This window comes from Enterococcus sp. HMSC072F02 (assembly GCF_001837725.1).
GTDB classification, from domain to species: domain Bacteria; phylum Bacillota; class Bacilli; order Lactobacillales; family Enterococcaceae; genus Enterococcus_B; species Enterococcus_B lactis.
The window spans coordinates 28,408-39,083 of sequence record NZ_KV833969.1 but is presented as its reverse complement, the minus strand read 5'-3'; the positions used below and the strand labels follow the sequence as shown (position 1 = coordinate 39,083).

Below are 10,676 nucleotides of genomic sequence, written 5' to 3'. Positions count from 1 at the left end.
AAAATTTGTCAAAAAAACTGTTGCCATTCCACATTATAAAGGATGGAGTCTGGTGTTGGTTTACCGAAATCTTTCCCTTTTGATTTTAGGAACTCTTCATTGATTGGATATAAGATACCGTAAGTCGTTTTGGAGTTCCAGAATGGTTCAGGTTTATTCAATGTGTATTGCACCGTATAGTCATCTACTGCTTTTACCCCAACAGTAGAAAAATCATTCGTTTTACCATCTATATAATCAGATAAGCCTTTGATACTATCTGCCACGATATATAACGTTTCTGATTGTACATCTACCGCGTGTTTCAACCCAGTAACAAAGTCATTTGCTGTCACATTAGCCCCATACTCATTTCCTTCACTATCCACCCAAGGAACACCTTTGCGAAGATGATACGTATAAGTCAACCCGTCATCACTAACTTCCCATGACTTAGCCATATCGCCTTTCAGGTTCCCGTATTGGTCATTTTCCAAAAGACCTTCCACAAAGTTAGTATAGTGGTCACTATTCGTTTTACGGGATGAGAATGTGTAATCTAGCGTTTCAAGATCTGTTACATATACAGAACTATATTCTGATACAAGGTCACTTTTCTTTGAAGAGCTAGACCCTTTTGCATTACTCCCGCATGCTCCCAGCATAACGGCACTTACTAGAAGCAAAGCTAAAACTTTTTTCATATAATGTATATCCCCCTCTTATTTATACTGCTTTCACCCTTTTCAACCCCTATTAACCAGATAATTGCGCAACATATTTAATTAATAAATCACCTGAAATAATTAAAAGATAATGAAAGTTATTGAAATAATACATTTGGCGTTAAGCAATGTCAAGGTGATTCAGCAAAATAATTCGAATTATCTGAAATTTATATATATAACTATATATGCAATTATCTAACTTTTTCTTTTTATCATCAAGAAAATAAAAAGGTAAATATCATTAATACAATAAGCGTAAAACGAATGAATCCGAAGAAAAAAGTGTTGAAAGACTTATCTTTCCATAATTTTTTCATGTATAGCATATCTCACTTTTATACGAAAAATAATATATATATGCATGTAGTTTATATAATTATTAAAAATAATCTTTGAGAGGAAAAAGTGAACGAATAAAAATTACTTAAGTTATATATTTGGACGTTTTCTCATTTTAGACTCATTTAAAAGAAACCGGATTCCCAACAAAAAAAGCTTCTAATTTTCGTACGATAACTACGTTGGTCCTTAAACTTCATACTTTTTTATGATTTTTCAGCAGTTTTCGATGGTATACTTTTTAAATGGAGGAGATGTCTATGCGGTATGTATCAAAATTTTTATTAGGGATTTATTTATTCTTTCTATTATGGTTGATTTTATTCAAGCTGTCATTTAATCTTCCACAATTTCTCACTTATTCTTATAGCAATGTCAATCTCGTCCCTTTTTCTACTTTTTCTTTTGAAAATACGACGGTTTTGCGCGAGACCACTTATAACTTGATTGTCTTTTTTCCTTTTGGGGTGCTTTTGAATGTCAATTTCAAAGGGCTTTCCTTTTCTAAAAAATTAGGGATCATTTTCCTTGTAAGCTTCTTCGCAGAGTTTATTCAATTCCTATTCGGTATTGGCGTAGCGGATATCACTGATGTAATTACTAATACAACAGGAGGTCTGATTGGATTATGGTTCTATCAGCTTTTAAACAAACACCTATCGACAAATAAGTTGGATCGCCTAGTCGTTATTTTGGGGTACGTTTTATTGTTATTTCTAATCGTAGCTTTTTTATTTTTGACACGTACTATCCGTCTTCGATAAAATCGTTCATAAAAAAGGACCGTCACAGATACATTCCAGTGTGTACCTATGACAGTCCTTTTTTATTCAATTATTGATTCTCAAAAAAATCGATTTTCACCTCTACCATTTGGAGTGTACATCTTACACATTGAAGCAGTCAGGATATGTTTCCCTTTGTTTTTTTATCAAAAAATAGTAAAGTAACGGTTACGTCTATTTTCAGATTAATTCTATTAATGAAATGTCCTTTTCCTTGAAAAATAAGTATTACCATAAGCCGTTCATAATTTAAGTACGCATTTTAATCAAAAATGATTATTTTTTTAGCTTAAAAGCTTTATATCTTAACATTTTCCTATTCGACACTTAAATCGATTGAGAAATTTTCGTTCTTCTTTATACCCCATATAGGTATATCTATTTATTGTAAAAAGCTTGTTCTATAAATAATTTTTCTTCTTTTCTATCATTTTTCTCTCTTATGAAGGTATCTTTTTCCTTGATTTCTGCCAGTAGATTTTACCTGATCCTACTTTTTGAAGACATTTCAAAGGAAAAAGCAGCAGTTTTTAGAAGTAGCAGAGAAATCAAAACAAGTGTATCGTTATTTTTTAACTATAAAATAACACTAAAAATATAGTTGGTTCGTTATTTTTCACTCTTCTGAATTTACTTTTTTAACCCCATCTGAATTCTCGTTAATATTTATTCATTTCTATTGTATATCCCTTGACAAAAGAAATCTATATGCCTCCTTTAACTAATCTATTGTTTTTTTAGCTATCATAAAGTTATCCACTGTGGAAAAACTAACGATTTTTTTCGATACACTTTTTTAAAAATTTTTTCCACAAATAAAAACATGTTTACAGCAGTATGATTCTGCTGTAAACATGTTTTTATTAAATAGATAGAATATTAGCTTACATAAAGATGTTTATTTTTTTATTGCTGCGAATAATGTCAAGAATACCGTGACACCAACTACTGTCCAAGTCAAATGACCTTGATCCAAATAAATAAGCATCGTGATAAAACTAGTAATCAGTCCTACATGAAGTCTTTTTTGATCCATCTGCATCCCTCTTTGAATACTAGTATCACTCGGATATTTGATCGTTTGTTTATTTTTTCTATATTTTTCTCTTAAATTTTAAACATGGATCATTTTATCGATATTGTGATTCAATGGTACGGCTTGGGATGATCCAAGCAGCAAGAATCACGATGTTTGCGATCAGCACGGCTACTGGCGCTACTAAATAGCCTAAGACAATTCCTAAAACATTCAAGCCAATCGATAAGTATGATTTCTTGTAATCATTCAGCATCATCTTCAATGCTTTCTCGTGACCCTTATTTGCTTTGACAAGTTCTTTTGCCAAGATATAATACGCAATGTTAGCGGTCAAGGTAACAAAACCATAAGTCATTTCTGGAGCCAGACTATTGATGTACTCACTGATCCATGAAGTGGCAAATGGAAAAAGTGAAAGCGCAAAAATAAAGAAACTGTTCGCCCATAAGACCCGTCCATTTATCTTATGTACAACTTGAAATAAATGATGATGATTGTTCCAGTAAATCGCTAAGATGATGAAACTGACAATATAGATAAAAAATCGGTAACCTAATGCAGCGAGCGCCTCCCACGTATCTCCGTTAGGTTCATGAAGTTCTAAAACTAAAATAGTCATGATAATGGCGATTACAGCATCTGTAAATGCTTCAAGACGATTTTTAGGCATGATATTCTCCTCCTTTTCCGCTCTATTTTAGATGATAAACAAGGGAAAAAGCAATTGTTTGATCATTTAAGCAGATGAAGTAAAAATCAGTCTGCAGTTGGAGGTGTTTTTAGAGAATCCCTGTTATACTTTTTCTATAGTAAGGAATGAACAAGAGGAGGGTTTTGTATGCGTCAAAAAAATATGTTCTTAAATATCTTCATGGTTCTTTTAGTGTTGATTGCCGCTAGCTTTGTCATCAGTCTTTTTGTTAGTGTCGTAAGTGGCCTTTTATGGTTTGCGGTCAAAATTTTGATTCCAATCGCACTTATCATCTGGCTCGTTCGTTGGATCAAAGGCAATACACATCGAAAAAACTATTATTAATGAATCACATGATCACTCCGTTATGATATAACTTACTTAAAAATAGGGTCGCGACATAAGTTCGCGACCCTATTTGATATATCATATATGAATTTTCCCAATTATCCTAATGCTACATCCAAGATCATCATAATGATAAATCCGCTCATAACACCAAAAACTGCAAAATGACGTTTGCTAGACAATGTCTGCTGTGCTTCGGGAATCAATTCTTCCACCACGACATAAATCATCGCTCCTGCAGCAAAAGCAAGTGCATAAGGAAGCAGCAGCTCCACTTTCGTTACTAGTAGTGCGCCAATCACCCCAGCGATTGGTTCAACGATTCCAGAAGCTTGTCCGTAAACAAAGGCCTTTTTACGGCTCAGACCTTCTTGTCGCAATGGGATTGATACAGCTGCTCCTTCTGGGAAGTTTTGGATACCAATACCTAGCGCCACCGAAACAGCGGCTAGTATAGCGGCTGTCGGATTATCCGCAGTTGCTGCTGCACCGAACGCTACCCCTACGGCTAAACCTTCAGGAACATTATGCAATGTAATAGAAAAAACAAGCAAGATTGTCCGCTTTAGATGGGTAGGCAATCCTTCTGCTTCATGTTGCGGTCCAAAATGCATATGGGGCAGTGTTTTATCTGCCATATATAAAAACACCCCACCTAAACCAAATCCAATACTTACAACTAGCCAAGCAATATCTCCATTTTCTTCTGCTTTTGTAATCGCTGGATCGAGCAAGGACCAAAAACTTGCAGCAATCATGACACCAGAAGCAAATCCTAACATCAAATTTAGCACTTCTTTTTTGATTTCTTTAAAGAAAAAAACCAATCCGGCACCAAGAGCTGTCATAAAATAAGTGAAAGCTGTCCCAGCAAGTGCTTGCTGCCAAGGATCAAGCCTCAATAGCCATTCAACCATGCCATTCCCCTCTCTTGAATCTATTTATGTACTACTCTAGCATATTCCCAAAAACATGACTACATTTTTGTGAAAAGACGAATTAGTTGGGATTTTCGATAAAAAGTTCTATACTCTAGATACAAAAAATTTATGGATCATCATTGCTAAAGGAGTGAAACACCATGTCAAAAATCAATGCAGGAGTCGCAACGGTAAAAGTTCTTGAAAGCTGGGGCATCGACCATATTTATGGCATTCCCGGAGGATCTTTCAATTCGATTATGGATGCGCTATATCACGAAAAAAACGAAATCAAATATATTCAAGTCCGTCATGAAGAAGTCGGTGCACTAGCAGCAGCAGCAGATGCAAAATTAACCGGGAAAGTCGGCGCTGTCTTCGGCTCTGCAGGACCTGGTGCGACACATTTGATCAATGGTTTGTATGATGCACAGATGGACCATGTGCCTCTAGTAGCGTTCTTAGGACAAGTTGCTTCTACATCCATGAACTATAACTCTTTCCAAGAATTAAACGAAAATCCTATTTTCGCAGATGTCAGCGTATACAATCGTACAGTCATGACGCCCCAAAGTCTTCCACATGTCGTAGATGAAGCCATTAAAGCCGCCTATGAGCATAAAGGTGTGGCTATCGTGACTATTCCTGTTGATCTTGGTTTTGAAGAAATTGATGAACAACCTTTCTCTACTGCTCACACTCACAAAACAAGTGTGATATTACCAGAAGAAAAAGATTTGCTGACTGCTTTGCCTTATCTTGAAAAAGCAAAAAAACCAGTTCTTTATGTTGGTCAAGGAACGCGAAACGGATTTCCGCAAATCAAAGAATTCTCAGAACATTTTTCAGTTCCTATTGTCGCTTCCGTTCTAGCAAAAGGAATTATTCCTGATGATTATGAAAACTTTCTTGGTTTTGCTGGACGTGTCGCTACTAAACCCGGAAATGAAGCATTGGCAGAAGCCGATCTGATCTTATTTGTCGGTAGCGACTTCCCGTTTGGACGTGCATTTTTTAATCCAACTGCTGAATTTATCCAAATCGATATTGATGCGTCAAAATTCGGACGGCGCCATGAAACATCGCTGTCGATTCTCGGTGATGCAAACACAGCTTTGCAAAGACTGGTCGAATTAGGTGATGCTCGTCCTGCTGATAGCTGGTACCTAGCAAATCAGGAAAATAAAGAAAAATGGGTAAATTGGTTGAAATCTTTTGAAGATCGTGAGGAAGAACCGATTCGACCAGAGGCTGTCTATAAAGAAATCAATCGGATTGCTGAAGACGATGCGATTTTCGTCACAGATGTCGGTAACACGACTATCCATTCTATTCGCTTATTAAATATGAACGGTAAACAAAAACATACAACCTCTGGATGGTTCGCAACTATGGGTAATGGTGTGCCTGGAGGAATTGCCGCACAACTAAGCTACCCAGAAAAACAAGTATTTACCTTAAGTGGTGATGGCGGATTTGCTATGGTCATGCAAGATATCATTACACAAGTCAAATATCAGCTTCCAATTATCAATGTTGTTTTTTCTAATGATTCTTTTGGTTTCATCGAAGCAGAACAAGAAGATACGGAACAAAAGAAATTCGGTGTATTTTTAGAAGATGCAGATTTCGGTAAAGTTGGAGAAGCCCTCGGTGCAAAAAGCTTTACAGTCACAGAATACTCGCAACTTCGGTTTGCCTTTGATGCAGCCGCAAAATCAGACCGTCCTGTAGTGATCGATGTGAAAATCAATAACAAGCGTCCATTGCCAGTAGAAGATCTTCATTTAGATCCAAGAAAATATTCTGAAGAAGAAATCCAAGCATTCAAAGAAAAATATGAAGTCCATGATTTGCCAGTATTGAATGAATTATATGAAAAGAGGTTGTGACAACTGCGCTATGCTTCGAGTAATAAGAACGATGGACAGAAAATAGTTCCTCATATTTTCTAGGACGGCGATCTTATTACCGAGAAGCAGCAGGTGGAACACCGTGTATAAGAGGTTGTGAAAAAGCTGCCCTGCATCAAGTAATAAAAACAGCAAAACAAAAATAGCTCGTCATATTTTTTCGTTTGGTTGGGCTTATTACCGCAGATGCAAGCTTTTGAACACCGTGTATCAAGAGGTTGTGACAACTGCGGTATGTTTCAAGTATTAAGATAAAATTTGTGCCTATTACTTTTCACATTTTTGCATAAATTTGTCTCGACACCTAAAGATTACCTCGTGCATATTTGTCCATGATAAAAAAGCCAGCTACCAATTGCAACAGTCAAACTGTTACCGGAAGCTGGCTTTTTTATTTGTTTGATTTCACTTATCTAAACGCATAGACGATATGTGTGATGCCGAATAACATAAAATAGAACCCAACTAAAAAGCTTAATGTCAACGCAGAAGAAATTGGATTAAACAATAAGAAAATTCCTAATAAAATTCCTAAAATATTGACGATGATCGTAAACCAATAATATCCTTCACTTACTCCTCTTGCCAAGTCAGCAGTAAATAACGCTAAAACGGAATCAGCAATAAACCATACTGCAAAAACAAAAGGTAATGCTGCGACTCCTGCACCAATATTGAATAAGAAAAAGACGCCAACTAGAATATCGATGATCCCGATTATTAAGGGCATCTTTCCTTTATATCCTGTTAGCTCTTTTAATTTATTACGTACAAACAGTTCAAATATTCCTTTAATAAAGGCAAAAATCGCAAAGACTACTACAATTGCAACTAAATTTCCGACAGGGTCTTGAAATGATAACAATGAGACAAGTACAAATAAAATTCCCAAAATCAATGAGCCCCAGTCGATGGTTCTTTTTTCATCCATTTTCAATCCTTCTTTCATTTCTTTTACAGTTTTATAGTACTCCCTCTTATAAATAACGTCAAAAATTATGCTGTTGCAAACTAAAAAATCCTATAGCAGCTATTTCTACTCCTCTTTTATGTTTATTTTCTTCATTCTGTTTCACGTGAAACACAAAGAATGTTCGATTGCCTTGAATCTTTTACCTTTCCCCTATATAATTCTATAAGACTTGTCAAAAACTAATAATGATAAAAGTGAGGAAAAAAATTGATTACTGTAAATGATGTGAGTTTGCACTTTTCAGACCGCAAACTATTTGATGATGTGAATATTAAATTTACCCCCGGAAACTGCTATGGCTTGATTGGTGCAAATGGTGCAGGTAAATCAACGTTCCTTAAAGTGTTATCAGGGGATCTGCAGCCTTCCACAGGTTCCGTTACTATGGGACCAGATGAACGGATGGCCGTATTGAAACAGAACCATTACGACTATGAAGACTATACTGTACTTGAAACAGTCATCATGGGGCACAAGCGTCTGTATGAAGTGATGAAAGAAAAAGATGCGATCTACATGAAAGAAGATTTCACTGACGAAGATGGTATTCGAGCAGCTGAATTAGAAGGAGAATTTGCTGAGCTTAATGGATGGGAAGCAGAACCAGAAGCAGCTGTTTTACTGCAAGGTCTGAACATCCCTGAAGAATTGCACCATCAGCAAATGAGTGAATTGACTGGCGGACAAAAGGTAAAAGTGTTGTTAGCACAAACACTATTTGGTAAACCTGATGTTCTTTTACTAGACGAACCAACAAACGGTCTGGATATCCAATCGATCAATTGGTTGGAAGAATTTTTGATCAATTTTGAAAATACTGTGATCGTTGTCTCCCATGACCGTCACTTTTTGAACAAAGTATGTACACATATGGCGGATCTGGATTTTGGTAAAATTAAACTTTATGTAGGAAATTATGATTTTTGGTTGGAATCTAGTCAATTAGCGGCTAAACTCCAAGCGAATGCAAATGCCAAAAAAGAAGAACAAATCAAAGAGCTCCAAGAATTCATTGCTCGCTTTAGTGCGAATGCATCAAAATCAAAACAAGCAACTTCACGTAAAAAAATGCTTGAAAAAATTACTTTGGACGATATCCAGCCTTCTTCTAGACGTTACCCATTCGTTGGATTCAAACCTGAACGTGAGATCGGAAACGACTTATTGCAGGTAGAAAATGTAAGTGTAACGATTGATGGAAAGAAAATCTTAGATGATATATCTTTTAATTTAAACAAAGAAGACAAGGTTGCTTTTGTCGCAGAAAATGATATAACAACAACAACACTATTCAAAGTTATAATGGGTGAAATTACACCAGATACTGGAACAGTACGTTGGGGAGTAACAACAAGTCATTCTTATTTACCAAAGGATACAACGAAAGAATTCGACACGGATCTAACGATTTTAGACTGGTTGCGCCAATATGCAAGCAAAGAAGAAGATGACAACACCTTCTTAAGAAGTTTCTTAGGAAGAATGCTTTTTTCTGGTGAAGAAGTATTGAAACCAGTGAATGTTTTATCTGGTGGAGAGAAAGTCCGTTGTATGCTCTCAAAAATGATGCTTTCGAAAGCTAACGTACTTGTATTAGACGATCCAACGAACCATTTAGACTTAGAATCAATCACCGCATTGAATGATGGCTTGATGGCATTTACTGGCTCGATCCTGTTTGCCTCTCATGACCATCAATTTATCCAAACATTGGCAAACCGGATCATTGCTGTTTCAGATAAAGGTGTGATTGATCGGGCTGATACGACATATGATGAGTTCTTGGAAAACACAGATATTCAAAAACAATTGAATGAGTTATGGGCGTAACGGTCTATTTAGCTTAAAAAACAAAAAAACAGCGACCTCTAAGAGATAGGATGCTCATCTATCTTTTAAGAGTCGCTATTTTTGTTACATTCAAATCCTGGGCTTTTTTACAGAATGAGTTACTGCTTTTATCGACTGATTCCCATCGAAAAAATCGCGATACAGCCATAGCCTGTGTGACTGGCGATCGTTGGTCCTAAGGGATAAAGCTTCACATCTTTCATCTTTATCTGCTCTTCCAAAAGCCGTTTTGCCTTCTCCGCGCTCTCTAGATCCCCAGCGTAAGCCACATAAACGATTTGATCAAGTGGCGCAACGATTGTTTTTACCGTCTCATTGACGATTGTCTGGATCGACTTGTTCCTTCCGCGAACTTTGTCAACATTCGTCAGCCTTCCTTCTTTATCTACCGTAATAATAGGCTTTACACTCAATAGACTGCCCAGAGTAGCACTTGCTTTGGAAATCCTACCGCCTCGTTCTAGATACTTCAAATCGTCTACAGTTACCCATGAATGGACTTTCAAATAATTTTTTTCCAGCCACTCTAAGGTTTCTTCGATACTTTTCCCTTCTTTTTTCAATCTTGCAGCTTCCAATACTAAAAGCCCTTCCCCGATACTTGCAGCTTTTGTATCAAAAACATAGATCTCAGGGACTTCATATTCTTCCTTCAGTAATTCAACAGCTTGAAGCGCACTGCTGTAAGAGCCGCTTAATCCGCTGGAAAAAGCCACATATAAGACAGGAATCTGTTTTTCCGCATAAGAACGGAAAAATTCTAAATATCGGCCAACATTGATTTGTGATGTCGTAGGCATCGCACCATTTTTCAGCTGATTCATGTAGCGGTCATAATTGAATGTCTTTCCGAGATCATCTACTAACTCTTGATCATTCAATTGGAGATTCATTGATAAAAAATCAATTTTTTCTTCTGCTAATACATGGTATGGCAGATCACAACAAGAATCTGTTACAATTTGATACACATTTTTCAACCCCTTCTCGTTACATTTTACCCTTATCATCTATTATAGCAAATCTCTTGCGCTAGACACACTTTAACCGGTTTATTTTCGCAAGTTCTAATCAAAATAAGAGGTTGTGACAGAAGTGGTCAGCTTCAAG

The 10,676-nt window shown here is 36.4% G+C and carries 9 protein-coding genes and 1 pseudogene; 4 read left to right on the top strand and 6 right to left on the bottom strand.

The features are described from left to right. Positions 1-32: 32 nt before the first annotated feature. Positions 33-683, bottom strand: a pseudogene (locus HMPREF2731_RS11810) (ABC transporter substrate-binding protein); the annotation flags it as partial. Between the two features lie 623 nt (positions 684-1,306). On the opposite strand from HMPREF2731_RS11810, the gene HMPREF2731_RS11805 reads away from it, so the two are divergent. Continuing rightward, complete coding sequence (locus HMPREF2731_RS11805) at positions 1,307-1,810, top strand: VanZ family protein (RefSeq protein ID WP_002292649.1); 504 nt, start codon at positions 1,307-1,309, stop codon at positions 1,808-1,810. Between the two features lie 919 nt (positions 1,811-2,729). On the opposite strand, the gene HMPREF2731_RS15140 is transcribed toward HMPREF2731_RS11805, so the two are convergent. Both HMPREF2731_RS15140 and HMPREF2731_RS11795 read right to left on the bottom strand, forming a co-directional pair. Beyond that, positions 2,730-2,867 carry a hypothetical protein gene (locus tag HMPREF2731_RS15140; protein WP_002329770.1) on the bottom strand — a complete coding sequence of 46 codons (138 nt, stop codon included), beginning with the start codon at positions 2,865-2,867 and terminating at the stop codon, positions 2,730-2,732. Between the two features lie 94 nt (positions 2,868-2,961). Beyond that, positions 2,962-3,540, bottom strand: a complete 579-nt coding sequence (locus HMPREF2731_RS11795) for a TMEM175 family protein (protein ID WP_070873056.1) — start codon at positions 3,538-3,540, stop codon at positions 2,962-2,964. Positions 3,541-3,708: 168 nt separating this feature from the next. Here HMPREF2731_RS11795 and HMPREF2731_RS11790 point away from each other — a divergent pair, with 168 nt between their 5' ends. Further along, entirely contained in the window at positions 3,709-3,906 is a 198-nt protein-coding gene (locus HMPREF2731_RS11790) for a hypothetical protein (RefSeq protein ID WP_002292644.1), read from the top strand. Between the two features lie 101 nt (positions 3,907-4,007). Here the strand turns inward: HMPREF2731_RS11790 and HMPREF2731_RS11785 are convergent, their stop codons facing one another. Then, positions 4,008-4,826 carry a ZIP family metal transporter gene (locus HMPREF2731_RS11785; protein ID WP_002292643.1) on the bottom strand — a complete coding sequence of 273 codons (819 nt, stop codon included), beginning with the start codon at positions 4,824-4,826 and terminating at the stop codon, positions 4,008-4,010. 164 nt (positions 4,827-4,990) lie between these two features. On the opposite strand from HMPREF2731_RS11785, the gene spxB reads away from it, so the two are divergent. After that, the gene (gene spxB / locus HMPREF2731_RS11780) at positions 4,991-6,721 is read left to right on the top strand and encodes a pyruvate oxidase (RefSeq protein WP_002292641.1); all 1,731 of its coding nucleotides are present in this window, start codon (positions 4,991-4,993) and stop codon (positions 6,719-6,721) included. A gap of 430 nt (positions 6,722-7,151) precedes the next feature. On the opposite strand, the gene HMPREF2731_RS11775 is transcribed toward spxB, so the two are convergent. Further along, positions 7,152-7,673 carry an HdeD family acid-resistance protein gene (locus HMPREF2731_RS11775; protein ID WP_025481604.1) on the bottom strand — a complete coding sequence of 174 codons (522 nt, stop codon included), beginning with the start codon at positions 7,671-7,673 and terminating at the stop codon, positions 7,152-7,154. Between the two features lie 249 nt (positions 7,674-7,922). Between HMPREF2731_RS11775 and HMPREF2731_RS11770 the strand changes: the two genes are divergently transcribed. Then, a complete protein-coding gene (locus tag HMPREF2731_RS11770) occupies positions 7,923-9,545 on the top strand; it encodes an ABC-F family ATP-binding cassette domain-containing protein (RefSeq protein WP_002292637.1) in 1,623 nt (540 codons plus the stop codon). Between the two features lie 128 nt (positions 9,546-9,673). On the opposite strand, the gene HMPREF2731_RS11765 is transcribed toward HMPREF2731_RS11770, so the two are convergent. Then, entirely contained in the window at positions 9,674-10,537 is an 864-nt protein-coding gene (locus HMPREF2731_RS11765; RefSeq protein WP_002329773.1) for a DegV family protein, read from the bottom strand. Between the last annotated feature and the right edge of the window lie 139 nt (positions 10,538-10,676).

Bases quoted from the DNA above. Each gene is read 5' to 3' on its own strand.
- HMPREF2731_RS11805 (WP_002292649.1), top strand. From the start codon at position 1,307: ATGCGGTATGTATCAAAATTTTTATTAGGGATTTATTTATTCTTTCTA.
- HMPREF2731_RS15140 (WP_002329770.1), bottom strand. From the start codon at position 2,867: ATGGATCAAAAAAGACTTCATGTAGGACTGATTACTAGTTTTATCACG.
- HMPREF2731_RS11795 (WP_070873056.1), bottom strand. From the start codon at position 3,540: ATGCCTAAAAATCGTCTTGAAGCATTTACAGATGCTGTAATCGCCATT.
- HMPREF2731_RS11790 (WP_002292644.1), top strand. From the start codon at position 3,709: ATGCGTCAAAAAAATATGTTCTTAAATATCTTCATGGTTCTTTTAGTG.
- HMPREF2731_RS11785 (WP_002292643.1), bottom strand. From the start codon at position 4,826: ATGGTTGAATGGCTATTGAGGCTTGATCCTTGGCAGCAAGCACTTGCT.
- spxB (WP_002292641.1), top strand. From the start codon at position 4,991: ATGTCAAAAATCAATGCAGGAGTCGCAACGGTAAAAGTTCTTGAAAGC.
- HMPREF2731_RS11775 (WP_025481604.1), bottom strand. From the start codon at position 7,673: ATGGATGAAAAAAGAACCATCGACTGGGGCTCATTGATTTTGGGAATT.